The following is a 25,536-nucleotide window of genomic DNA, read 5'->3' as shown; positions in this document are numbered from 1 at the left end:
TCGTTGTTACACGTTGTGGCCCGTGGAGGGTTAAAAAGAAACGCCCCGGCAAGCGATCTGCTCTTCCGGGGCGTTGCATTGTACAAAGTCTGGCGCAGGGATGCCACGTTTGCACGAAGCATTAGCGAAAATAATATGTAAAGGAAGATCGTAGGCCTGATAAGACGCATCAGCGTCGCCATCAGGCAAAACAGTGCCGGATGCGCAAATGCTTATCCGGCCTACCCCACGAGCTTATCAGCGAGTGCGCGGGCAAACCTCACCTTCACCAAAGAAATAGGCGATTTCGCGCGCCGCTGACTCAACGGAGTCGGAACCGTGAGTACCGTTCTCGGTGAAGCTGTCAGCATAGTCTGCACGCAGAGTACCGGCCAGCGCATTCGCCGGGTTGGTTGCGCCCAGCAGATCGCGATGACGCTGTACGGCATTTTCGCTTTCCAGAACAGAAACAACGATCGGACCGGAAGTCATGAATTCAACCAGACCGTCAAAGAACGGTTTGCCATCGTGCTCAGCATAGAAGCCACGTGCCTGCTCAACGGTCAGGTGCAGCATTTTAGTGCCGACAATTTTGAACCCTGCTGCTTCAAAGCGCGCAAAGATGCTCCCAATAACGTTTTTTGCCACCGCGTTTGGTTTGATGATGGAAAAAGTACGTTCAATAGCCATGATAACCTCTGTAATGTGTTCTGTTGTTGTCTATATAGATGTACGACCTGGCGCGGATTATAAAGAGCATCCCGGCAATTGACTATTGATGAAGGTAACATTTCTTTAAAATAAGATGAATTTTAGCAACAAACAGTCACCAACTGGTCTACTGCATCGAAAATCTCACCGTCGCTACCTGACCAGCGTCATCCATCACCAGCAGTTGATAATCCCCTTTAGTCGCCAGCCGTAGCGTAAGACGACGTCCACGTTCTTCCAGCCTTTCACCGTTAAGAAACCACCAGCGTTCAGCGCTCCCACCACTGGTTTGCACCGGCAATGAGGCTTGAGCAGAACCGGGTAAACGCTTCACAATCGCGCCATCACGAATGCCTGTCAACTGCAATGGCTGCGAAGCGTCTTGTCCCAGCGGCGGACACGTGGCAGAAACTGGCGGTAATCTCGCCCCACGGCGTTCTGATTCAGGTAGCCATGGCTCCAGCGGCAACGGCCAGACGATTAACGTTTGCTCGTGCGCCTGCGGGCAATCCGCCGCCACACGTTTGCCTTCATCATCCAGCCAGACAGGAAAACGAATGCCATTAACCCCTTCCTGCTCGGGCAATAATAACGTTGGCGGCTGACTGCCATCCAGTAACCAGGTTGCCAGACGGCGACGGCAGTTGCTGTCTCCTGGGGCAAGGGATTGCCCGCCCGGCCAGCACACCACGCCGCGACTCACGGAATCAGGACGTGGATCTTCCGGCTGATTGGTCCCGCGAGAGAGCAAAAGATTGTTGACCTGATTGAGCAGCGGCACGGCGCTGGCAAATCCAAACTGGCCCACCACCGGCGTTCCGTCTGGTCTGCCAGTCCAGATACCGATCACATAACGGGCGTTAACGCCAATCGCCCAGGCATCGCGATAGCCATAGCTGGTACCCGTTTTCCACGCCAGCGGAACCACTCTGCTCAGTGCGTTATCCGGCAGCGGTTGCGCTTCGTCGGCCATAATACGGCGAATAATCCACGCCGCGCCCGCCGACATCAACGGACGTTCAAGCAGTGGGTCACCCGGCTGCAGACGCAGTTTTCCCGCTTTTCCCTTACGGGCAAAGGCGCTGTACGCTGCGGCCATATCTTCCAGCCTTGCCCCCGCGCCACCTAAAATCAGCGACAGATTCGGCGCAGCCCCTGCGGGCAGATACAGCGGTAAGCCGACGTTACGTAACGATGCGGCAAAGCGCTTCGGACCATAGGCTTCGAGCACCTGCACGGCGGGTAAATTCAACGACCTTACCAGCGCTTCGCTCATACTCACCGGGCCATGAAAACCGCTGTCAAAATTCCCCGGTCGATAATCTCCGGTTCGCCGCGGGACATCCTGCAACAACGAAGCGGGATGAATGAGTCCGTCATCCAGCGCCAGACCGTAAACAAACGGCTTCAGCACCGAGCCTGGCGAACGGATCGCATTCACCATATCCACATGACCAAAGCGGGAGTCGTCATTCATATCTACCGACCCCACCCAACCACGCACGCTCATATCGGTGTGATCGACCACAATCATTGCCAGCGAACTGCGTGCAGGTAAGCGCCCCTTCCAGTTCTGCGCCAGCTCTTCCAGTTGACGCTGCAATCCGGCATCAAGGGTAGTCACGATTTTATCGCTCCGGCTTTTTCCCAGCATCATGCGCGAGAATAACGGCGCTAACTGCGGCATTTGCCGGGGCGACAGCCAGACTGGCTCTTCACGTGACTCCTGTACCTGTCTGGCAGGCCAAATACCCTGGCTCGCCATACGTTCGAGCACTTTATTACGCGCCGCTTCAGCACGGTCAGGCCAGCGATCCGGACGCAGGCGACTCGGTGCCTGTGGCAAAACAGCCAGCAGCGCGGCATCGGAGTAACTCAATTGCGCGGGTGATTTACCAAGATAGGCCCAGCTTGCCGCCCCGACGCCCTGTAGCGTACCGCCAAACGGCGCACGGTTGAGATACAGTGTCAGGATGTCGCGTTTGGAGAGATGCCATTCCAGCTGCAATGCGCGCCAGAGCTGGCGAAACTTGCCGCCGAAGGTTCGCGGATGGGGATCGAGTAATCGTGCGACCTGCATGGTGAGCGTACTGCCGCCCGAAACCACACGCCCAGAGGAGAGGTCCTGCCATGCTGCGCGCAGTACTGAAAACGGATTGACGCCGGGATGCTTCCAGAACCAGCGGTCTTCATAGTTAATTAGCGCCTCAAGGTAGCGGGGCGACACCTCATCAATCGTTACCGGATACCGCCAGATACCTTCGGCATCGGCAAAGCGCCAGAGTGGCGTACCATCATGTGCCACCACGACCCGTGCCGGATCGACTTCGTGCAAGGGCAGCGGCCAGATTTTATCTGCCGCCCAAACTGCCGCCACAATCAATAGCGCAACGGCTGCCAGCCAGAGCCAGCAGCCGCGTTTACCCAACCCGCGCATCATTTACGGTCTGACAATCAAAAGTCCCTCTGTCGCACCGGTCGCGCGCCACTGCGGAACATACATTGATTCCACCTGCGGGACGGGAACCTGGTAGGTCCCCGGCGTTACCGCTCGCGCCAGATACACCAGCGTAACCGGTTGTCCTTCATTGACCGCCACCGCAGCGACAAAGCGATCGTCACGGAACTCAACGTGCTGGATATCTGCCTGCTGCATCTGATTAAGCAGATTCGCCACTTCGCTACCGCTATCCTGCAGGCTGGCACTGCCGTTGGCCAGATTCTGGTTTTCCAGTTCCAGTCCTGCTGGCAGTAAGTCAACCACCAGCGCATCCGGCACGTTCTGGCTGGCTTTCACCTCCAGCCAGACCAGCACCAGCTCGCCGCTGCGCAGAGAATCCAGCGATTTACTGTTTCCGTCGAGCCCCAGGATTTGACGCTCAATATGCAGAACGTTGCTGGCAGGTGTCGGTGAGGTTTGCGGATAACCGCTCACATCCAGACGCAGCCACAGCGGTTGATTACCGGTATTGGTGACGCTCAGCGTAGACAGCGCATCGGCATCCAGATTACGCGTCTGTGATTTCTCCCCGGCTAACGGTTGCTCCGAGAGTGACGTTTGCGCCTGCCATGTGCCTGGCAAGTCCTGTAACGTACGGGCGGCAAGGAACAACGCATTATTTTCCTGAGTCGAGAGCCAGCGCTGCCCAAAGGCCTGTTCTGACAACGTGTTCAGCAGCGTATTCTGCACGTCAGGTTTGAGCTTGTTCTCTTCGAGCAAGGCCATCATCAACGCGTTATCCCGTAACGCACTGCCGTAATCCGCCATCCACTGTTGCGTATCGCGGCGCGGCGTATTCAGCGCCAGCGTCAACGCCTGTTCACTGCGGTTAGCATCGCCCATATTTTTCAGCGCGATCCCCAGTTGCAACAGCGGTAAACCAGAAGCCGCCTGAGCGCGTCGCTCCCAGATTTCACGCAGTGCGCCAAGCGGGGCTTTTTGCTGACGAGCCAGAACCAACGCGGCGTAGGCTTGTACGGCAAATCGGCTTGCTGAAGAGTCGTCGGTATAGCGAATCGACAACATTCCTGGATCCTGCAAATAGCGCAGCAGCCGCTCGTTGCCACGGTTAATCACCTCAACCGGGACGCTGTAGCCTTGTTCGTTCGCACGGACGAGGAAATCCATGACATACGCAGTCAGCCAGTACTCTTCTGATCCGTTTTTATCCCACAGCGCGAAACCACCGTTATCACGCTGCATCTGCACTAAACGAGAAATCCCAATATCGACTGCCGCGCGGCGTTTTTCATCGCTGTCGCCCACAATACCTAACGCCTTAAATTGCGCAGCATTGGTGTATAAGGATGGGAACAACCCGCTCGCCGTTTGCTCCAGGCAGCCGTAAGGGTAAGCCTTCAGTTCGCGGATATAACGCGCCAGATTCAGCGGCGGCTTACCGCTGAATAGCAGTTGTCCCTGCATCGTTGCAGGGGAGAAATTGGTCAGTTCTTCGCCCGGAAGCTGCCAGGTTGCGCCCGGTTGAAGTGCGACACCGTTATTAACGGTTTGCGCCGGGAACGCCGGACGCACGCCAATCTTCCACTGTTTATGCTGAACTGGCAGCGTTTCACCCGGTAAAGTCAGACCGCTAATTTCTGCCTGAATTTCGCCATCGCCAAACCCCTCCCGCGCACGCACCGGAATAAACAACGTAGTCCGTACGCCTGGTGCCAGATTCAATGGAGCAGGATCTTGTCCCATCAGCTCCAGTAAACCGCTGGCCGCGAGCTTAATATTCAGTGTTTGCGGTTTGTCAGTCAGGTTAGTCACGTCCAGCGTCAGTCGCGAGGTATCGCCTCCCGCCAGAAAACGCGGCATATTCAGTTCAGCAATTACCGGCGCGGCAACAATCACCTTGCTTTCACTGCTGCCAAAGTCATCCGCCGTCCAGGCCTGTGCCATTACCCGTAGCTCACCGTTGAAATCACCAATCGGTAGCGTCACCGTACCTTCGCCCTGCTCGTTGAGCGTGACCGGCAGCGCCTGTTGCGCCACGATATTGACGTGATTGACCGGTGGCTTACCGCCGCGTTTTAATTCATCGCCATCACCACCAAAACGCAGTGCCGCCAGCCGCCCTTGCCCTTCGATCACCTGGCCGTAAATATCATAAATATCCGCGCCATAGCGTTTTTGTCCGAAAAATGCCTGCCACGGATCTGGCGTGGCGTAATCGGTAATGTTCAACACCCCGCTATCAACGGCAGAGACCAGCACGTTAACCTGTTTTGGTACGTCGCCATTTTTGACGCTGGCTTTAATCTTGACGGTCAACGACTGGTTTGGACGTATTTTCGCCGGGTTTTCCAGCGCCAGCGCCAGACGACGGTTTTCATCACCTAACGGCAAATGCAGTAAACCAACCGCCCGTTTTGGCGTGGCCGAACGGGACTTGTCGCCAGGACGAACCACCAGTGCACTGAGATACAAATCGTGGCGATTCCAGGTTTTATCAATCGGGATGGAGATATCGAGACCATCCGCCGGTACGTCTATTTCTTGCCACCACAGCGGGCCTTCGCTGGATTCCACCATCGCATAACCTTTGCCAGCAGCAGGAGCGGCAACGTGCAGCTTCATGGTATCGCCAGGACGATAGCTGGGTTTGTCCAGTTTCAGAGTCACGCGATCGGGACGCACAGCCCCACTGCCGTCGCTGTTATCCTGCCAGCTATAACCTGCCCAGAAGCGTACGCTGCTCACAGCATCATTCGGGGCTTTCACTTCCAGACGATAGGCACCCCACTCAACCGGGAAGCTGACTTTACCGGTTTCATCGGCCTTAAGATCCAGAGTCTGCTCACCTTCAACCAGATCCTTTTGATCGAACTGTGATTGCCAGCCCTCGCCTTCAGACCAGTTCCAGTAATAATCCCGGCGCTCGCGGATCAAACGCACCTGCAAACCGGACACCGCTTTTTTCTCGCCCTGCGCATCGGCATAAACAATGTCGAAAGCGGCGTTGCTGTTTTCATCAACGATAGGCTGATTCACAGTGGTATCAGTGCGGTAGTCATAGACGGCTTTTGCCGCAAACTGCGGACGAATACCCGGCAGCATGTCCGCAGGCCAGATGGCTTGTTCAGCCCGACGCGTCACCGGGCGGCCACCTGACTCCAGCAGGCTGGCTTGCAGGATCACCTGTAACGGGGAATGCGTCTCCTGCCATTGGCTGTTGGTGGTCACTTCGCCGCGACCGTGTTCATCCAGCGTAAGCTGAACTTCATCGAGGCTGCGGGACAGGTTTTCTTCGGCAATATTACCAAACTGGAACCCCGGCAATGCCTGCACCGCTTCGCGCAGCGGGCGCAGGAAAAGCTGCCCTTGCAGAGCATTGCCGTTAGCGGGCGCGCCGTACAGGTAGTAGCCCACTACCGAGAACTTCACTTCATCAGCCGGAGCCACCGGAATCTTATTAGCGGAGAGATTGAGCGCCATCCGCTCAGGCATAAAATCTTCGACGTGGAAATCCCACATACGTGACTGGTTGTCGCCCGTATTAGCACGAATATGCCACATACCGGTTGGCGCGTTGGTGTCCAGCGGCCAGCTAAAACGGTACAGACCGTTCTCCGGCTGGCTAACCACCGAACGTAACACTTGCCCGTCGGGCTTCACGACTTCCAGCTTCACCGGCTGGTCGGGCAACGTTTTGCCGTCGCTGTCACGCAGTAATCCGTTGAGGATCACCGTTTCGCCAGGACGATAGAGGTCACGGGGACCAAACATAAAGAACTGTTTGCTGTATCCCGGTGCACCGGCAATATCAAATTCAGCCAGATCCAACGCCGGGAGTTTCAAATCCAGCAGCGTGGTTTGCCCGTCTTTGCGGGCCAGCAATAAAGCCGCGTCTTTATCAGTCTCCAGTTTGACATGACCCTGCGCGTCGCTGGTAGCCTGCGCCAACGTCTGTCCTTTTTCGTTGAGTAAGGTGACCTCTATACCCTGCTGCGCAGCGCCGTTTTCCAGACTCTGCGTAAAGACATCAAGTTGATTATGGTAACGGTGCGCAGACACACCAATATCGCTGAGCGTGAACAGCGTAGCGGCATTACTGTAGTTGTATTGTCCAGCCTGATTCATCACCGCGATGTAAACACCTGCTTGCTGCAACGGCTTGATATCGCTCAGCGGCAGCAGCAACTTCTCACGGGTGTTACGCGCAGGATTGAGGTCAAAGCGTCCGGTATACACCAGTTCCGCCATTTTCAATAGATTGCCAGATTCCCAGTTCGTCAACGAATTGCGGTATTCCCACTGGCTGACAAATGCGCCGAGCGATTCAGGCTTCACACGAAAGAAGTTCACATCCACGCTGTTAACGTTGAGGGCCATTACCGGCAGGCCTTCAATTACTTTTCCCGGCAACAGCGAGCCGCGACTGGCAAACCCAACGCTTGGCTGTACATCGCGGGTGGTAATGTTTTTTTCATAATCAATAGCGAACGTCGCTTTATTCAGCGCCAGCAAATCACGCTCAATGGTCACCACCAGTTCCCGGTTAGGTTCCAGATGGCGTAAGCGCAGCTCTTTCAGATTTGGCGCCAGCTCCCAGGCACCATCCACTTTGCCGCTTTTTTTATCAACAACGTGCACGACGCGGGAAAAATCTTGTTCTGGATCGAGGGGAATGGAGAAGGTCAAAACGAGCGTTGCCGCACCGTCGAGCTGGACCTCTGAGGCATCCAGCAGCGTCAGCGACTTGCCCTGGCTTTGTTGCACCAGCTTTTGTAATTGGGCCTTGTCTTTTACTGGCGCAGTCTGGGGAGCTGGCGAGTCAGGTTTCGCAGCCGTCGGTGATTTTTCGTTATTATTATCGCACCCGACCAGTGCCAGCACCAGCATGCAGGCCGCTACGCGTAAATGTTTCATTTTTCATCCCTGGCCGTAGTGGCCCGTTAGCTACGTAGAACAACTATTATGCGTCAGATTTCCGGCTGTGGAAGTCAGTAACTGAACAACGTTGTCTTAATTTAAGTGATTAATGTGGATTCACCTGACAAATCAGCCTGTTTTACTTGTCGCTTTACGGTAAACATCCGACAATTTGCCAAAACCTGGTAAAAATGGAGATGCCTATGACCACCGCCTTCTTTGTCGCTGCCGACTGGCTTGCCGAACACATTGACGACCCGGAAATACAAATTCTTGATGCCCGGATGGCACCTCCAGGACAGGAAGATCGCGATGTTGGCGAGGAGTATCGTGCGGGCCATATTCCTGGCGCAGTATTTTTTGATATTGAAGCGCTTTCCGATCATACCTCACCGCTACCGCATATGATGCCACGCCCCGAAGCCTTTGCCGTTGCGATGCGCGAGCTGGGCGTTGATCAGGATAAGCATCTGGTTATCTACGATGACGGTAATCTGTTTTCCGCGCCACGCGCATGGTGGATGCTGCGGACATTTGGCGTCGAAAATGTCTCCATTCTGGCAGGCGGTCTGGCAGGCTGGAAGCGCGATGAGTTAATGCTCAAGGAAGGCGATGAGGATTTACCTGAAGGTGAATTTAACGTGGCCTTTACGCCTGACGCAGTTGTGCGCGTTACCGATGTACTGCTGGCCAGTCATGAAAAAACGGCGCAGATCGTCGATGCCCGTCCGGCTGCGCGTTTTAATGGCGAAGTTGACGAGCCGCGTCCTGGTCTGAAACGTGGTCATGTGCCGGGTGCGCTTAACGTACCGTGGACAGAACTGGTTCGTGACGGCGAACTGAAAACCACCGATGAGCTGGATGCTATTTTCTTCAGCCACGGCGTGAGCTTTGACCGCCCTATTATCGCCAGCTGCGGCTCCGGCGTAACGGCTGCCGTCGTCGTGCTGGCACTTGCCACGCTGGGCGTTTCTGACGTCGCATTGTATGACGGCGCATGGAGCGAATGGGGAGCGCGCAACGATTTACCGGTAGAACCGCAATTATAAAGCTGGAAAAGCCGGATAGCGCTTCGCTTATCCGGCCTACAATTTAGATAATCCGGTTCTGTTTAAAGTCGCGCAGGAAACCGCCCCAGCGGCGTTCGTAGAACGGTGCGATATGCTCAGTGATAAAGTGGCTCACGCCCTTCTCACCCTTCTTCACCTGGCAGATATCAATAGGTTCATCGCCCGGCAGCGTATCGGTCGCGACGCTGCCAGCAGCGTGGATGATCTCTTCAATATCCCCTTCCGCTTCAATACCAATCAGCAGATTCGGCTGAGCTTCCGCGCTTTCTTTGATTAAGCAGAGAAACGCGCGTTTTACCGGCTTAATGGTTTTAAACAGCGTAGTCAGCGAGTCAATCATCTGCGCCGGAGGTTCAGCGACTTCAGAGAGGATCAGCGATTCACCGCCTTCCAGTACTTCCTGGGTGCTGAGCGGATTCCCCTCTTCCCCCATCAGCAGGCTGATTTCACGCGGCATAAATTCTTTGCCGGTCGGCAGTTTCGCGTTGAGAAAGAGCGTTTCGCCGAGCGTCATTTCAAACAACGTACGTACCGGCATAACGACAAATGCTTGCTCATCTTCCACCGCCTGCTGCAGGGCTTCCAGAGAAGTGAAGAACGGGATCACGGTCGTTCCGTCTTCTTTTTCCCAGTGCTGCAGGTCGAGAGCGCTGTCTTCAACCACCGCCTCGCCTTCTGCGGCAGTACCCGGCACCCAGACTGTGGATTCCAGTAAAGTACGGAAAAATGCCGGACGATGCGCAGGCTCTGTTGCCGCTTGTTCCAGCAATGTTTCTAATTCGTTTTTTGTTTCGGACATAAGTATCACAAATTGGATGAATACATGTAGGCCGGATAAGCGTAGCGCCATCCGGCAATACAGTAATAAATTATGCGGTCAGCAGATTCGCAATCGTGCGCACACCCAGACCGGTTGCGCCCGCAGACCACTGCTCAACCGGCGCTTTGCGATAGGTTGCAGAGCAGTCGATATGCAGCCAGCCCTGCTGGTAGTTTTCCACGAAATGGGACAGGAAGCCCGCCGCGGTGCTTGCGCCAGCCGGGTAAGCCGCGCTGCCGGTGTTATTCAGTTCGGCAAAGTTAGACGGCAACTGACTACGGTGGAACTCTGCCAGCGGCAGACGCCAGAACGGTTCGTTTTCTTGTGCCGCACTTGCCAGTAGGCGAGCAGCCAACTGATCATCAAAGCTAAACAGCGCGTGGTAATCGTTGCCCAGCGCGGTTTTCGCCGCACCGGTCAGCGTAGCTGCATCAATAATCAGCTCCGGTTTCTGCGCGCTGGCATCGATCAGGCCATCAGCCAGCACCAGACGTCCTTCGGCATCGGTATTCATCACTTCAACTTTTTTACCGTTGCGATAGTGAATAATGTCGCCGAGCTTAAAGGCGTTGCCGCTAATCAGGTTATCCGCGCAGCACAGATACAGCTTCACGCGCTTGTTCAGACCACGGGTGATGGCAAATGCCAACGCGCCGGTGACCGTTGCCGCACCGCCCATGTCGGACTTCATTGAGTCCATAAATGCGCTTTGCTTGATGCTGTAACCACCGGAATCAAAAGTAATTCCCTTACCAACCAGGCAGGCATAAACCGGGGCTTCTTTGTCGCCTGTTGGGTTGTAGTCCAGCGCCAGCAGCACTGGAGGACGTTCAGATCCGCGACCCACGGTATGCAGGCCCATGTAGTTCTGCTCGCGCAGATCTTCACCTTTGGTGATGCGGTAAGAGACGTTATCGCACGCGACGGAGCACAGCAGATCAACAGCGCGCTGCGCCAGCTGTTCCGGGCCCAGCTCTTCTGCCGGGGCGTTAATAGTATCGCGCACCCAGTCAATAATCTTCAGACGGCTATCCAGCTCTTTGCGCTGCGCTTCGTCCAGAGCAGCCCACTCAACTTTGCGGGTGCCTTTTGGTCCCTTGTAGCCCTGCCAGAACGCCCAGCTACGTTCGGTATCCCAGCCTTCACCGTCCAGTTGCACGTGTTTAATACCCAGGCCGTCGATTTTACGCGCGGCACGCTGGATAAGGCCGAGGTCATCTTTTCCGTTCAGGTGCAGGGTAATGCCTTCATTATTAATGCTGTATGTTGCCTTTTCACCCCAGCGGGCATCGGCAGGTTGCGTTGAAAGCGTAATTTTCATGGCTTCTGTCATTTTATTTATCCTTATTTTCGCGCATACAGGAAAACGGGCCACCCGTGGGCAGCCCGTTGACTTATTCGGCTTCGTCCAGCCAGACCAGCAAAATGGCCTCAAGGATTTTTTCGTTCGATGCCTGAGGATCATCATCGAACTCTTCCAGGTCACAGATCCACTGGTGCAGATCGGTGAAACGAACGGTCTTGGGATCGAGATCGGGGAAAGCGTCATACAGCGCCTCGCCGATTTCGCGGCTATCGGTCCACTTCAGTCCCATACTACCCTCTGTTAATGCTCACGCGCATGATTGATTGTGTAACGTGGGATTTCGACCACTAAATCGTCCTCGGTTACCCGCGCCTGACAGCTTAAACGGCTCTCCGGCTCCAGTCCCCAGGCTTTATCCAGCATGTCGTCTTCTTCTTCTGTGCTTTCCGGCAAAGAATCAAAACCTTCACGCACGATGCAGTGGCAGGTAGTGCAGGCACAGGATTTTTCACAGGCGTGTTCAATCTCGATTCCGTTACGCAGGGCAACGTCGAGAATGGTTTCGCCGGTCTCAGCTTCCAGAACTGCGCCATCGGGACAGAGATCCTGATGAGGCAAAATAACAATCTTTGGCATATTAAACCTCGTCCACGGAATGGCCTTTCAGCGCGCTACGGACGGATTTGTCCATGCGGCGAGCGGCGAATTCCTGGGTTTGTTTGTCTACGTTTTTAATGGCTTGTTCTATCGCGTCAACATCGTCACCCTGTGCAACCTCGCTCAAGTGCGCGGCGGCGGTGTCGATAGCCTGACGTTCTGCGGCGCTTAACAGCGCGGCATCAGCGTTCAGCGCACCGGATAAACTCTCCAGTACGCGTGCCGCTTCGACTTTCTGTTCTGCCAGCATACGGGCTTTAACGTCCTGCTCGGCAAAACTCATCGAATCCTGAATCATGGAGGCGATTTCACTGTCGGTCAGACCGTAGGACGGTTTAACCTGGATTGAGGACTCAACGCCTGTGGATTTCTCCATGGCGGTGACGCTCAGCAGCCCATCGGCATCCACCTGGAAGGTCACGCGGATGTGCGCACCGCCTGCTGGCAATGCCGGGATGCCGCGCAGCGCAAAACGCGCCAGTGAACGACAGTCCTGCACCAGCTCACGCTCGCCCTGCATCACGTGAATGGACATCGCGGTTTGGCCATCTTTAAAGGTGGTAAAGTCCTGCGCGCGCGCCACTGGGATAGTGGTGTTACGCGGGATCACTTTCTCCACCAGACCGCCCATGGTTTCCAGTCCCAGAGACAGCGGGATAACGTCCAGCAGCAGCATTTCGCTGTCCGGTTTATTTCCGACCAGAATATCCGCCTGGATTGCCGCACCGATAGCGACCACTTTGTCCGGGTCAATAGAGGTCAGCGGCGTGCGGCCAAAAAATTCACCGACGCGCTCACGTACCAGAGGCACGCGAGTTGAACCGCCAACCATCACCACTTCCAGAACATCTTGCGGCTCCACGCCCGCATCTTTCAGCGCGCGACGGCAGGCCAGCAGCGTACGCTTGACCAGTGCGGAAATGAGTTCATTAAAGGTTTCACGGGTGATTTCACCCTGCCATCCAGCCACGTTAACCGTTACAGAATCAGCGTCGCTAAGTGCGATTTTCGCTGCAATCGCGGCATCCAGCAGTTCGCGCTGTACGCGGTTATCGCTGCGATCGGCCACGCCCGCCTGCTCGCGAATGTAATCGGCCAGCAGATGGTCAAAATCGTCGCCGCCGAGCGCGGAATCACCGCCGGTCGCCAGCACTTCAAACACGCCACGGCTCAGGCGCAGAATAGAAATATCAAACGTACCGCCGCCAAGATCGTAGACTGCGATCACGCCTTCCTGACCGGAGTCCAGACCATACGCGATCGCCGCTGCGGTCGGTTCGTTCAGCAGACGCAATACGTGCAGGCCCGCCAGACGCGCGGCGTCTTTGGTCCCCTGACGCTGTGCATCGTCAAAGTAAGCCGGAACGGTGATAACCACGCCGTCCAGTTCGCCGGACAGCGATTCGGTAGCCCGCGCGGCCAGCGCTTTCAGAATATCAGCGGAGACGCGCACCGGATTAAGCAAACCGGCAGCGGTTTCAATCATCGGCAGACCGTTTTCGCTCGCCTGGAACGTATATGGCAGATGCGGGTAACGCGCCTGGATATCCGCCAGAGAGCGGCCCATCATGCGTTTTACCGAGCTAACGGTGTTTGCCGTATCCAACGCTGCATTGGCGCGGGCATCGTAACCGACAGAGTAGCCCTGCTGCTGATAGTGAACCACTGACGGCAACAGGTGGCGACCTTCATGGTCTGCCAGCGTTTCGGCCTGGCCGCTGCGTACGGTAGCAACCAGGGAGTTGGTGGTGCCTAAATCGATACCTACCGCCAGACGACGCTGGTGCGGCGCGGCGCTCAGACCAGGCTCACTAATTTGTAATAAGGCCATTTTCGCTTCCGGAAATTAAAAATCGAGCAGTTTTTCTTCGAGTTGTTCTGCACTGCTTCGCAGTTTATCGAGAAAACGCAGCTTACGCACGGTATCTGCCGCTGCGTCCCACGTCTCGCTATCCAGCTGTTCCACCATCAGTTGATGGCGAACGTTATACATTTCGCTGACGCGTTTCATAAACGCATCTAAACGTTGACTGTCTTTTGCCTGTTCAATCTCGTCCAGCTCTTCACGCAGCTCAAGTTGCTCCATCAGGAACGCGGTATCGCGCACCGTGTGCTGCTCGCTGCGGATATCAAAACCGTGTAAAGACAATAAGTATTCGGCGCGCATCAAAGGATGACGCAGCGTTTGCCAGGCCTGGTTGATAGTGGCGGACTGCGAAACCGCAGCAAGTTGTTCCGCCTGGGAACCGCTGGCGAATTTATCAGGATGATACTGACGTTGTAGATCCTGAAAACGTAGGCTCAGCGCCTGAGTATCGAGCTGATAACGGGCCGGTAAGCCAAAGAGGGTGAAGTAGTCCATAACATTCTCAGGGCATCGATTCTCTGTTGTTCGATGAGGCAAAACCAGAGAGTCAGGTAAAACAAACCCCACGCGCAGGCGACCACGGTGGGGTTATCAGTAAGCGCGTTACACGTGGAAGCTTTCGCCGCATCCACATTCGTCTTTCACGTTCGGGTTAGTGAACTTAAACCCTTCGTTCAGACCTTCTTTGACGAAGTCTAACTGCGTACCGTCGAGGAATTGCAGGCTCTTACCGTCGATCACGACTTTTACGCCTTTGTCTTCAAACACGGTATCTTCAGCCGCCGGCTCGTCAACAAATTCCAGTACATAGGCCATACCTGAGCAGCCGGAGGTTCTCACGCCCAGACGCAGACCAAACCCTTTACCGCGGTTTGCCAGGAAGGTATTTACACGCGCTGCTGCACTGTCGCTTAAGGTAATCGACATAATAAAACCTCAACTCTTAATTATTTTGCTTCACGTTTGCTTTTGTAATCCGCAATCGCGGCTTTAATCGCGTCTTCAGCCAGAATAGAGCAGTGAATTTTCACCGGTGGCAGTTCAAGCTCGTCGGCGATATCGGTGTTTTTAATCGCCTGTGCTTCGTCCAGAGATTTCCCTTTTACCCATTCGGTAACCAGAGAGCTGGAAGCAATAGCGGAACCGCAGCCGTAAGTCTTGAAACGCGCGTCTTCAATGATACCCTCATTGTTGACTTTGATCTGCAACTTCATCACGTCGCCACAGGCCGGTGCACCCACCATGCCGCTGCCCACGTTCTCGTCGCTGTTGTCAAAAGAGCCCACGTTACGTGGATTCTCGTAATGATCGATTACTTTTTCGCTGTAAGCCATGCTGAATTCTCCTTATCGGTACCGATTAGTGATGTGACCATTCAATGCTGTTCAGATCCACGCCCTGTTTGAACATTTCCCACAGCGGAGAAAGGTCGCGCAGGCGGCCGATGGAGTTGCGAACCAGATTGATGGCGTAGTCAATCTCTTCTTCGGTAGTGAAACGACCTAAAGAGAAACGAATTGAGCTGTGTGCCAGCTCGTCGGTCATCCCCAGCGCGCGCAGCACGTAGGATGGCTCCAGGCTTGCAGAAGTACATGCAGAACCGGAGGATACAGCCAGGTCTTTCAGCGCCATAATCAGCGACTCGCCTTCAACAAAGTTGAAGCTGACGTTGAGAATGTTCGGTGCGCCCTGCTCGAGGTCACCGTTGAGGTACACCTCTTCCATATCTTTCACGCCGTTCCACAGACGGTTACGCAGACTGCGCAGGCGCGCCATCTCGGTTTCCATCTCTTCTTTAGCGATACGGTATGCTTCACCCATGCCGACGATCTGGTGCACAGGCAGCGTACCGGAACGCATACCGCGCTCGTGACCGCCGCCGTGCATCTGCGCTTCAATACGAATACGCGGTTTACGACGAACGTACAGCGCGCCGATACCTTTCGGACCATAGATTTTGTGGCCGGAGAAGGACATCAGGTCAACTTTCAGTTGGCTCAGATCGATAGGCAGTTTGCCCACGCTCTGGGTCGCATCAACGTGATAGATGATGCCGCGAGCACGGCACATTTCGCCGATAGTCGCGATATCCTGCACCACGCCGATTTCGTTGTTCACGTGCATGATGGACACGAGGATGGTGTCGTCACGCATTGCTGCTTCAAGTTCTTTCAGGTCGATAATGCCGTTACGCTGTGGGGCGAGGTAGGTGACTTCGAACCCTTCGCGCTCCAGCTGACGACAGGTATCCAGCACGGCTTTGTGTTCGGTTTTGCTGGTGATGATGTGCTTGCCTTTTTTCTGATAAAAGTTGGCTGCACCTTTAATCGCCAGGTTATCGGATTCAGTCGCACCGGAAGTAAATACGATTTCACGCGGGTCAGCGCCCACGAGGTCGGCAATCTGGTTACGGGCGATATCTACCGCCTCTTCAGCCTGCCAGCCGAAACGGTGTGAACGAGACGCTGGGTTACCAAAGTTTCCGTCCAGGGTCAGACACTGCATCATTTTCTCGGCAACACGCGGGTCCACCGGCGTGGTTGCGGAGTAGTCGAGATAGATCGGTAATTTCATTGCTCTATAAACTCCGTACATCGCTTCAATGCAAGGAATCAGGCAACCGGCTGGATGTACGACCGAGTTAACGGGGTGTGTAGCACCCCGGCCTGATTCTAAAATACTTTTATTATGCGCGTAACTTAACGTCGATCGCGTCTTGAGCACGATTAGTGCGTGGAGCGTCATGGGTATGCTGGCGACCAGACACATCCAGGACTTCCTGATTATTTACCAGTTCGCCCAACGTAATGTTGTTGAGGAAACCGGTCAGACGATCGCTCAGATCGCGCCACAGCGCGTGGGTCAGGCATTTATCGCCGCCCTGACAACCGCCTTTGCCCTGGCAACGGGTCGCATCTACAGACTCGTCAACAGCGCTAATCACTTCACCTACTGCGATGCTGCCGGCATCTTTACCCAGCAGATACCCGCCGCCTGGTCCACGTACGCTGGAAACCAGACCGTTTTTACGCAAACGGGAAAACAGCTGCTCCAGATATGACAGGGAAATTCCCTGACGTTCAGAAATATCAGCCAACGGTACCGGGCCCGTTTCGGAGTTGAGCGCAACGTCCAACATTGCGGTCACGGCGTAACGCCCTTTTGATGTCAGTCTCATGTCTTACTTAGCCTCAAACTCGCCCCTGCCCGGGGTTTTTTATTGTAAAATGGGGGTATTGCATAGCAGGGGCAAGTCTGACATTCCCGACTAAATCAGTCAACTATTTACTTGACTAATTTAGTCAGGTATTTAACCTTCAGTGCCATTTTCACTTGCCGGATGCGCTTCGCTTATCCGGCCTACGAATCGTGCGGCCTGTAGGCCGGATAAGCGAAGCGCATCCGGCATTAGTACAGTTACTTGCTTTTATTCTGCTGCTCGATTGAAGCTAATATCCCGCGCAGGATGTTCAGCTCCTGGCTCTCTGGACGCGCGCGCGTGAACAGACGGCGCAGCTTATTCATCACCTGCCCCGGGTGCCCTTCGCGGATAAACCCGGTCGACAGCAGCGTTTGCTCCAGATGACCGTAAAAACGCTCTAAATCATCGACCAGCGGATACTCTGCTTCTTCGTAATCTACGGTCTTATCGCTTTCCTGCGTCGCCAGCCAGGCCATGCGCACCTCATAAGAGATGACCTGCACTGCCATCGCCAGGTTGAGCGAACTGTATTCCGGGTTCGCGGCAATGGCGACGTGATAATGGCACTTCTGCAGCTCTTCGTTGGTCAGACCAACACGTTCACGACCAAAGACCAGCGCCACCGGCGAGTTCGTCGCTTCAGAGACACTTTTTAAACCGCATTCACGCGGATCCAGCATCGGCCACGGCAGCGTGCGGGAACGCGCACTGGTGCCTACCACCAGGCTACAGCCCGCCAGCGCTTCATCGAGCGTATCGACGATCTGCGCGCTGCCGATCACATCACTGGCACCCGCTGCCAGAGCGATGGCCTGGGAGTCCGGTTTAACCAGTGGATTTACCAGCCACAGATTGGTTAAACCCATGGTTTTCATTGCGCGGGCTACAGAGCCCATGTTGCCAGTGTGAGAGGTTTCCACCAGCACGATTCGAATATTTTGCAGCATTGTATTTCTTCGGCTAAAGATTATTCTGGCATATTATCATAAAACGAAGACATATTCCGAACTCGCTGCTATACTCTGCGCCGTTTTCCCGTTCTTTAACATCCAGTGAGAGAGACCGATGCATCCGATGCTGACCATCGCCGTGCGCGCAGCGCGCAAGGCGGGTAATGTAATTGCCAAACACTACGAAACCCCAGACTCTGTAGAAACCAGCCAGAAAGGCAGCAATGATTTCGTGACTAACGTCGATAAAGCCGCCGAAGCGATTATTATCGAAACGATTCGCAAATCTTACCCACAGCACACCATCATCACCGAAGAAAGCGGTGAACATGTTGGTGAAGATTTGGATGTTCAATGGGTTATCGATCCACTGGATGGCACCACCAACTTCGTAAAACGTCTGCCGCACTTCGCGGTATCCATCGCAGTACGCATCAAAGGCCGCACTGAAGTCGCCGTTGTTTACGATCCAATGCGTAACGAACTGTTCACCGCAACCCGTGGCCAGGGCGCACAGCTGAACGGCTACCGTCTGCGTGGCAGCACCGCCCGCGATCTGGATGGCACCATCATCGCCACCGGTTTCCCGTTCAAAGCCAAACAGCACGCCGCTTCTTACATGAAAATTCTGGGCAACATGTTTACCGAATGCGCGGACTTCCGCCGCACCGGTTCTGCTGCGCTGGATCTGGCCTACGTTGCCGCAGCCCGCGTTGACGGTTATTTCGAAATTGGCCTGCGCCCGTGGGATTTCGCCGCAGGTGAGCTGATTGCCCGTGAAGCTGGCGCACTGGTTTGCGACTTTACCGGTGGTCATAACTACATGGCGACCGGCAACATCGTTGCAGGTAACCCGCGCGTAGTGAAAGCCATGCTGGCTAACATGCGTGACGAACTGAGCGATGCGCTGAAGCGCTAATCGTTGATGCCGGATGGCGGCTAGCGCCTTATCCGGCCTACCAGGGAAGTTCCCCGTAGGCCTGATAAGCGAAGCGCCATCAGGCATTCATCCTACAACAGTGCTAAAACGGTCTTATCCCTCGCCCTACCGGCACCGCACTCATCCACATCACTACCGCAGCAGCGATCAGCACCGCACCACCGGCTAACGCCAGCGTCGTCCAGCCAATCTGTCGCCACAGCACCGGCGCTTTATGCCCGCTAAGTCTCACCGCCAGCGAGCGGAAACTGTGTACCAGCAGAGCCAGTGACGTAATCGTCAAAGATGTTCCTGCCGCCATCGCCAGCGCCGACGCCATACCCCAGCTAAACACGCCAACCACTTTGCTGAACAGTAAAACCATGATGGCCCCCGAGCACGGGCGCATCCCCATAGACAGCACGATCATCAACCGGGCACGCCAGTCATCACCATTTTGCAGTTGTTCAGGATCGGGCAAATGCTGATGCCCGCAGCCGCAACCCTCGTGATGCACATGATGCGGCGTGAAGGCAGTGAATTTTGGGCGGCGCAGCAGCTGGCGCAATTTCTTCAGCGCACGGACGCACAATAAAACACCCAACACGCCAACCAGAGCATAACTCCCTTTCTCCAGCCAGAAACTACTCATATGTAGCTGTCGTGCGGGCAACTGCAAGATGGTAAGCACCACAACCACCAGTCCGATGGCGACCAGCCCCTGTAATAAAGATGAGGCCAGCGTCAGGCCAATACTCGACTTCAGCTTCGAGGGGTGCGTTGCCAGCCAGGTGGTAATGACGACTTTTCCATGTCCCGGCCCCAGCGCGTGCAGAACGCCGTAGAGAAAACTAAACAGCAGCAGCGATCCCCCGGCCTGGGCCGGATTGGCGGCAACTGCTTTCAGCAACCCGCTCATCTGTTGGTTAACGTCGCGCTGCCAGACGACACTTTTCATCATCACCTGCGGCCAGGCCTGCCATAGCCACAGTATGCCGCCTGCCGCCAACAGCAAAAAGACAGCCAGCGGCCATAGCGTCAGCCAGCGACGTCTGGCTGCACGTTGTTGATAAACTACTGACATTGCAGCGTTACCGTCTGTGCAAACTGTTTACCCAACTCCATATCCTCCGGCGGTGCGTCTTCTTTATCCAGCGACTGCGCAAAGCTCAGCGTTTGTTCATTGGGCGTCGGCGTATGTACTGAAATCCGGCATTTCTGGCTTATGGCCTGCCCCAGCCTGGCGTCGCTGTCTTTGTCATAGCTCATATCAACGTAGTAGGTCGGGTCGAAGGTTGAAATGGTATATTTTTGACCACTCAGCGGCTGAGCTTCGGCCAGCGGCAAAACGAACGTCAGCACTGCCTGGTGTTCCTCCCGCGCCATGCCATATTCCGTCGGCCTGTTTTTAAACTTTACCTTTTTCCCGTCGTGCCACACTTCGGTGAAATAGTGCTGCCCGAGAACGTTGGCCATCACTTCCGCCGCCAGTTTCTTCCAGATCTCATCACCAGGTTTGGCATTTCCCGCATCGTAAAGCAGATCCGCCGAGGTAATTTCATCCATCGTCCAGCGCATTTTCAGCGCGACGAACTGGTCATTCTCGCTCACTATCTCAGTTTTCAGATGGATAAAGCTGTGGGGATGCGCGCCTGCGCCAAAGGACAGGACAGCGAGAAACAACGTGATAATGATACGTTTAACGCCTTGCATGAGTTCTCCACGATGAAAATCTACACCGCCACAAATAATGATGCCGGGTTTGGCGAAAGTGTGCTGAGGATACCATTGAACGAAAAAATATTGAGCACCCTTTTCCGGTATCGATTCAGTTCTCAATTTCGATAATTTCTTCTTCGGGAAATTCCCCCCAAACACCTTTTAGGCGTCAAAACTTAAGTCAAATGATAACAAAATGTTAATTAATGGTTTCATTTTAATATTTAATTAACACTTAATTTGAAAGCCTGAATGTAAAACTATGCAAATTTAACCAATTATTAACCATTTTATTTCTATAAATTCACAATAATGGGCGCATATCACATTTACCAAACTTATGATTCATTCCCTCTTCCATTCATTGTTAACTTCACGCCGTGACATGTCCTGCCCCCTACGAAAGGTACAACTATGAAATTCAAACTCGCATTACTCAGTGCAACCCTGGTTTCTGCATGCATGTTGTCCGGCACGTCCTTTGCGGCGGAAAAATATGAAATTGCTGTGGTTGCCAAAGTCACCGGGATCCCATGGTTTAACCGGATGGAAACCGGCGTAAATGAAGCAGCAAAAAAACTGGATGTGAATGCTTACCAGACCGGACCTTCAACGCCGGATCCGGCGCAGCAGGTGAAAGTGATTGAGGATCTGATCGCCAAAAACGTTAATGCGATCATCGTGGTGCCGAATGATGCCAAGGTCCTTGAGCCGGTACTGAAAAAAGCGCGCGATAAAGGCATCGTGGTGCTGACGCACGAATCCCCGGATGAGCAAATTGGCCAGTGGGATATCGAAACCATCGATAGTGAAAAATACGCACAGGCTAACGTCGATGAGTTAGCGAAAAATATGGGCGGCAAAGGCGGATATGCCATCTATGTTGGTTCGCTGACGGTCCCACTGCATAACGCGTGGGCGGATTATGCAATTAAGTACCAGAAAGAAAAATATCCGGAAATGTTCGAAGTCACTTCACGTCTGCCGGTCGCGGAAAGTATCGATAAATCCTACGCCACAACGCTGGATCTGATGAAAACCTACCCGCAGATGAAGGGCATTATCGGCTTCGGCTCGCTGGGTCCAATCGGTGCGGGTCAGGCTGTGCAGAAAAAACGCGCCAAAGATAAGATCGCCGTCGTCGGGATCGCTATGCCAGCGCAGGCAGCACCTTACCTGATGCGCGGTGATATCAAAAAAGCGCTGCTGTGGGATCCAAAAGACGCGGGCTACGCGCTGGTCACCGTTGCCGATCAGCTGTTGCAGGGCAAAGAAGTGAACGCCGATCTGAGTATCGATGGTTTAGGGAAAGCCGATATCGACACGGAGAAGAAAGTGATCCGCTTTAACAAGATCCTCGAAGTCACCAAAGACAACGCACAATCACTTGGTTTCTAAGGCTTTAGCCAACACCAGGGAACCTTAACGCCGACCGTCTGGTCGGCGCTATCAACCAAACTAACACTCAGCGTCCCCCCGGACGCGCGCAGGGGTATTGTCCATGGCAGACACCACCGCATTTATCACTCTTGAGAATATCAGCAAACAATTCCCGGGCGTGCTGGCGCTGGATAACGTGAATCTGACGCTGAGAAAAGGCGAAGTTCACTGTCTGGCGGGTCAAAACGGCTGTGGTAAAAGTACCATTATTAAAGTGATCTCCGGGGTTTATCATCCGGAAAAAGGCGCGCAGATTTTACTCGACGGAAAATTGTTCCATCATCTGACGCCGCAGCTCTCTTCCCATTATGGCATTCAGGTTATTTATCAGGACCTGTCGTTGTTCCCCAACTTTAGCGTCGCAGAAAATATCGCGGTCAACCGCTATCTGCCGGGTGGTGATATCTGGGTGCGTCGCGGCGCCATGAAGCAGCAGGCGCTGGCAGCCATGAAACGTATTGGGGTGAATATCGATCCCGATAAAAAAGTTGAAAAACTCTCAATTGCGGATCGACAGCTGGTCGCCATTTGCCGGGCGATTGCCGCCGATGCGCGTCTGGTGATTATGGACGAGCCCACCGCCTCGCTAACCCGCCAGGAGGTTAATGGCCTGCTGCGAGTAGTTAATGAACTGAAAGCGGCCGGAATTTGCGTCGTGTTTGTCAGCCATCGTCTGGATGAGGTGATGGAAGTGGCTGACCGCATCAGCGTAATGCGCGACGGCAAACTGGTGGGTACATACCCTGCCAGCGAACTCGACAGCCACGAGCTGGCCTTCCTGATGACCGGACAACGCTTCCACTACAGCCCGTTGCCGGAAAGGCCCGCGATTGAGCAAGAGCCGCTGCTTGAGCTGCGCAATCTGAGCCGCAGAGGCAAATACCAAAACATTAATCTGTCGCTGCACGGTGGCGAGATCGTCTCCATTGTTGGTCTGCTGGGTGCCGGGCGCACCGAGCTTTGTCTGAGCCTGTTTGGTATGACGCACCCGGAAAGCGGCGAGATTCGCATTAACGGTCAGCCGGTTACTCTGCGCAATAACCATGACGCCATCCAACACGGGATCGGCTATGTCTCAGAAGATCGCCTGACGCAGGGGCTGATCATGGAGCAGTCGATCTACGACAACACCATCGTCACGGTGTTTGATCAACTGCACACCGGTAGCGGTCTGCTCGATCATCGTAAAGCGCAAAAGTTGGTCGCCGATTTAATCCGCGAACTGAATATCAAAGTGTCCGATCCGCACCTGCCGGTCAAAACCCTTTCCGGCGGTAATGCCCAGCGTATCGCCATTGCCAAATGGGTGGCGACCAATCCCCGCATCCTGATCCTCGACTCGCCTACCGTCGGCGTGGATATCGCCAACAAAGAGGGTATTTACCAGATAGCCCGCGATTTGGCTGAACAGGGTATGGCGGTGCTGATGATTTGCGATGAAATCCCGGAAGCGTATTACAACAGCCACCGTGTGCTGGTAATGCGTCGCGGCAAGCTGGTGGCGGAATTTAATCCTCATCAATGCCGTGAAGAGGAGATTGCTGAAGTGGTCGAGGTAATCAATGAATAAGATGCATCTCTCCCGTTTAATCGGGCAACATGAGTTCTGGCTGGGCCTGCTGGTTGTAGCCCTTGCCATTGGGCTGAGCATCAGCACCGACGAGTTCTTGTCTTTGGGGAACCTGACGGATGTGGCCACCAGCTACGCGATTCTCGGCATCCTGGCCTGTGGGCTGTTTGTAGTGCTGATTTCCGGTGGGATCGACATCTCATTTCCGGCGATGACCGCGATAGCCCAGTATGCAATGGCCAGTTGGGTTATCGGTCACGGCGGCAACTTCGCACTGGCGTTAATCATCGCCATTGCGGTGGGCCTGCTGCTAGGGCTGATCAACGGTTTTCTGGTCTATTGGCTACGCGTTCCGGCAATCATCATTACCATCGCCACGCTGAACGTCTACTACGGTCTGCTGGTTTACGCCACCAAAGGCACCTGGCTGTACGGCTTCCCGGACTGGTTTATGAACGGCATTAACTGGTTGTCGTTCACCGCGGCGGATGGCTACGACTACGGTTTGACCCTCCCCCTGCTGTGCCTGGCGGCGGTGATCATTTTTACCGCCGTGCTGATGAACTATACCCGTCTTGGCCGTCAGGTTTACGCCATGGGCGGCAACCGCGACGCGGCCTCGCGCCTGGGGCTGAATCTGCTGAAGCTGCATTTTTACGTCTATGGCTACATGGGCATTCTGGCAGGCGTTGCCGCCGTGGTTCAGGCGCAAATCACCCAGTCAGTTGCGCCCAATTCGCTGCTCGGCTTTGAGCTGACGGTGCTGGCGGCGGTAGTACTCGGCGGAACCAGCATGAGCGGCGGGCGCGGTACGTTGACCGGAACCCTGCTCGGCGTGGTTCTGCTGGCCTTCTTACAAAATGGCCTGACGCTGCTCAGCGTCTCCTCTTACTGGCACACCGTGTTCAGCGGCGCCATTATCCTGGTCAGCATTAGCGCCACGGCCTGGAACGAAAAACGCAAACTGGCAAGGGAGCTTTGAGATGAAAACAATCGCCAGATTTTTACCCGGTGATGCCATCATTCGTCTGCAATGCGTGATTATTGTGGTCGTCGCCCTGGTCTTCTCGGCCCTGCTCGGCAGCCGTTTCTTCAGCGTCGCTAACTTCCAGTCGATTGGCTCACAGCTACCAATCCTCGGCATGCTGGCCCTCGGGATGGGCATGACCATGCTGACCGGCGGCATTAACCTGTCGATTATTGCCGGGGCGAACGCCTGCTCGCTGGTGATGGCGGCGATTATCGTCACCCATCCGGATAACCCGCTGTTTCTGGTGCTGGCGCTGCTGGCAGGCGCTGCCGTGGCGGTGGTTATCGGCACGCTCAACGGTGCGCTGATTGCCTGGGTCGGGGTCTCGCCTATTCTCGCCACGCTCGGCACGATGACGCTTATCTCCGGGCTGAATATTCTGCTTTCCAACGGGACGGTGATTTCCGGTTTCCCGACCGCCATTCAGTACCTTGGTAACGCCACGATTGCCGGTATTCCGGTGGCGCTACTGCTCTTTTTCCTGGTGGCAATCCTGCTGTGGGTACTGCTGGAACACACCACGCTTGGGCGTAGCCTGTATCTCGTTGGTTCCAATGAACAGGCTACCCGCTACAGCGGCGTGAATACCGTACGGGTACAAATTTCGGTGTACGTGATTTCTGCCATGCTCGGCTGGGTCGCCGCCATTTTGATGATGGCGAAATTCAACTCAGCTAAAGCCGGATACGGTGAATCCTACCTGCTGGTCACCATCCTTGCCTCCGTCCTCGGCGGTATCAACCCGGATGGCGGCTTCGGGCGCATTATCGGCCTGGTGCTGGCACTGATTGTGCTGCAAATGCTTGAAAGCGGCCTTAACTTGCTGGGGGTCAGCAGCTATCTGACGATGGCGCTGTGGGGCGCGGTGCTGATCCTCTTTATCGCATTACAGAATCGTAAAGCCTGATTTCAGGAGAA

At 54.8% G+C, this 25,536-nt stretch carries 22 protein-coding genes; 6 read left to right on the top strand and 16 right to left on the bottom strand.

Features of this window, described 5'->3' with window-relative positions:
- Nucleotides 1–237 precede the first annotated feature (237 nt).
- The 3 genes from ndk to OGX90_RS07195 form a co-directional block, all read right to left on the bottom strand.
- Nucleotides 238–669 (bottom strand): nucleoside-diphosphate kinase, encoded by a 432-nt coding sequence (gene ndk / locus OGX90_RS07205; protein ID WP_003037710.1) that lies wholly within the window; start codon nt 667–669, stop codon nt 238–240.
- A gap of 148 nt (nt 670–817) precedes the next feature.
- The gene (gene pbpC, locus OGX90_RS07200; RefSeq protein ID WP_286623423.1) at nt 818–3,130 is read right to left on the bottom strand and encodes a peptidoglycan glycosyltransferase PbpC; all 2,313 of its coding nucleotides are present in this window, start codon (nt 3,128–3,130) and stop codon (nt 818–820) included.
- Complete coding sequence (locus OGX90_RS07195; RefSeq protein ID WP_286623421.1) at nt 3,131–8,065, bottom strand: alpha-2-macroglobulin family protein; 4,935 nt, start codon at nt 8,063–8,065, stop codon at nt 3,131–3,133.
- Between the two features lie 206 nt (nt 8,066–8,271).
- Between OGX90_RS07195 and sseA the strand changes: the two genes are divergently transcribed.
- The gene (gene sseA, locus OGX90_RS07190; protein ID WP_048225027.1) at nt 8,272–9,117 is read left to right on the top strand and encodes a 3-mercaptopyruvate sulfurtransferase; all 846 of its coding nucleotides are present in this window, start codon (nt 8,272–8,274) and stop codon (nt 9,115–9,117) included.
- Nucleotides 9,118–9,160: 43 nt separating this feature from the next.
- On the opposite strand, the gene sseB is transcribed toward sseA, so the two are convergent.
- The 11 genes from sseB to trmJ all read right to left on the bottom strand — a co-directional run bounded on the left by sseB (nt 9,161) and on the right by trmJ (nt 17,937).
- Nucleotides 9,161–9,937, bottom strand: a complete 777-nt coding sequence (gene sseB, locus OGX90_RS07185) for an enhanced serine sensitivity protein SseB (protein ID WP_234692687.1) — start codon at nt 9,935–9,937, stop codon at nt 9,161–9,163.
- Between the two features lie 70 nt (nt 9,938–10,007).
- A complete protein-coding gene (gene pepB, locus OGX90_RS07180; RefSeq protein WP_079935288.1) occupies nt 10,008–11,291 on the bottom strand; it encodes an aminopeptidase PepB in 1,284 nt (427 codons plus the stop codon).
- Between the two features lie 61 nt (nt 11,292–11,352).
- On the bottom strand, nt 11,353–11,553 hold the full coding sequence (gene iscX / locus OGX90_RS07175; protein ID WP_003037694.1) for a Fe-S cluster assembly protein IscX: 201 nt from the start codon (nt 11,551–11,553) through the stop codon (nt 11,353–11,355).
- 11 nt (nt 11,554–11,564) lie between these two features.
- The gene (gene fdx, locus OGX90_RS07170; RefSeq protein ID WP_003037690.1) at nt 11,565–11,900 is read right to left on the bottom strand and encodes an ISC system 2Fe-2S type ferredoxin; all 336 of its coding nucleotides are present in this window, start codon (nt 11,898–11,900) and stop codon (nt 11,565–11,567) included.
- Nucleotide 11,901: 1 nt separating this feature from the next.
- On the bottom strand, nt 11,902–13,752 hold the full coding sequence (hscA, locus tag OGX90_RS07165; RefSeq protein ID WP_003838439.1) for a Fe-S protein assembly chaperone HscA: 1,851 nt from the start codon (nt 13,750–13,752) through the stop codon (nt 11,902–11,904).
- Nucleotides 13,753–13,767: 15 nt separating this feature from the next.
- On the bottom strand, nt 13,768–14,283 hold the full coding sequence (gene hscB / locus OGX90_RS07160; protein WP_003835201.1) for a co-chaperone HscB: 516 nt from the start codon (nt 14,281–14,283) through the stop codon (nt 13,768–13,770).
- A 108-nt stretch (nt 14,284–14,391) separates the two neighbouring features.
- Complete coding sequence (iscA, locus tag OGX90_RS07155; RefSeq protein WP_003835203.1) at nt 14,392–14,715, bottom strand: iron-sulfur cluster assembly protein IscA; 324 nt, start codon at nt 14,713–14,715, stop codon at nt 14,392–14,394.
- 20 nt (nt 14,716–14,735) lie between these two features.
- The gene (iscU, locus tag OGX90_RS07150) at nt 14,736–15,122 is read right to left on the bottom strand and encodes a Fe-S cluster assembly scaffold IscU (protein WP_002913991.1); all 387 of its coding nucleotides are present in this window, start codon (nt 15,120–15,122) and stop codon (nt 14,736–14,738) included.
- A 25-nt stretch (nt 15,123–15,147) separates the two neighbouring features.
- Nucleotides 15,148–16,362: a cysteine desulfurase gene (gene iscS, locus OGX90_RS07145; protein ID WP_003835233.1), complete on the bottom strand. Its 1,215-nt coding sequence runs from the start codon at nt 16,360–16,362 to the stop codon at nt 15,148–15,150.
- Between the two features lie 112 nt (nt 16,363–16,474).
- Complete coding sequence (gene iscR, locus OGX90_RS07140) at nt 16,475–16,966, bottom strand: Fe-S cluster assembly transcriptional regulator IscR (RefSeq protein ID WP_003037674.1); 492 nt, start codon at nt 16,964–16,966, stop codon at nt 16,475–16,477.
- Between the two features lie 239 nt (nt 16,967–17,205).
- Nucleotides 17,206–17,937, bottom strand: coding sequence for a tRNA (cytosine(32)/uridine(32)-2'-O)-methyltransferase TrmJ (gene trmJ / locus OGX90_RS07135; RefSeq protein ID WP_003835235.1), 732 nt, complete (start codon nt 17,935–17,937; stop codon nt 17,206–17,208).
- Nucleotides 17,938–18,055: 118 nt separating this feature from the next.
- Here trmJ and suhB point away from each other — a divergent pair, with 118 nt between their 5' ends.
- Nucleotides 18,056–18,859, top strand: a complete 804-nt coding sequence (gene suhB / locus OGX90_RS07130; protein WP_003835237.1) for an inositol-1-monophosphatase — start codon at nt 18,056–18,058, stop codon at nt 18,857–18,859.
- 103 nt (nt 18,860–18,962) lie between these two features.
- On the opposite strand, the gene OGX90_RS07125 is transcribed toward suhB, so the two are convergent.
- Complete coding sequence (locus OGX90_RS07125) at nt 18,963–19,943, bottom strand: nickel/cobalt transporter (protein WP_128611188.1); 981 nt, start codon at nt 19,941–19,943, stop codon at nt 18,963–18,965.
- Nucleotides 19,934–20,572, bottom strand: coding sequence for a DUF1007 family protein (locus tag OGX90_RS07120; RefSeq protein ID WP_032944224.1), 639 nt, complete (start codon nt 20,570–20,572; stop codon nt 19,934–19,936). Before OGX90_RS07120 ends, OGX90_RS07125 begins: the two co-directional genes overlap by 10 nt.
- Nucleotides 20,573–20,992: 420 nt before the next feature.
- Here OGX90_RS07120 and OGX90_RS07115 point away from each other — a divergent pair, with 420 nt between their 5' ends.
- From OGX90_RS07115 to OGX90_RS07100, 4 genes are all read left to right on the top strand, one after another.
- On the top strand, nt 20,993–21,976 hold the full coding sequence (locus tag OGX90_RS07115; protein ID WP_003037665.1) for an autoinducer 2 ABC transporter substrate-binding protein: 984 nt from the start codon (nt 20,993–20,995) through the stop codon (nt 21,974–21,976).
- A gap of 103 nt (nt 21,977–22,079) precedes the next feature.
- Nucleotides 22,080–23,588, top strand: a complete 1,509-nt coding sequence (locus tag OGX90_RS07110; protein ID WP_008785466.1) for a sugar ABC transporter ATP-binding protein — start codon at nt 22,080–22,082, stop codon at nt 23,586–23,588.
- On the top strand, nt 23,581–24,570 hold the full coding sequence (locus OGX90_RS07105; protein WP_234692683.1) for an ABC transporter permease: 990 nt from the start codon (nt 23,581–23,583) through the stop codon (nt 24,568–24,570). The genes OGX90_RS07110 and OGX90_RS07105 overlap by 8 nt, the downstream gene beginning before the upstream one ends.
- A gap of 1 nt (nt 24,571) precedes the next feature.
- Nucleotides 24,572–25,525 (top strand): ABC transporter permease, encoded by a 954-nt coding sequence (locus OGX90_RS07100; RefSeq protein WP_250671843.1) that lies wholly within the window; start codon nt 24,572–24,574, stop codon nt 25,523–25,525.
- Nucleotides 25,526–25,536 lie beyond the last annotated feature (11 nt).

Source organism: Citrobacter sp. Cpo012 (assembly GCF_030333015.1).
Taxonomy (GTDB): domain Bacteria; phylum Pseudomonadota; class Gammaproteobacteria; order Enterobacterales; family Enterobacteriaceae; genus Citrobacter; species Citrobacter portucalensis.
This window is presented reverse-complemented; position numbering and strand designations above follow the sequence as displayed.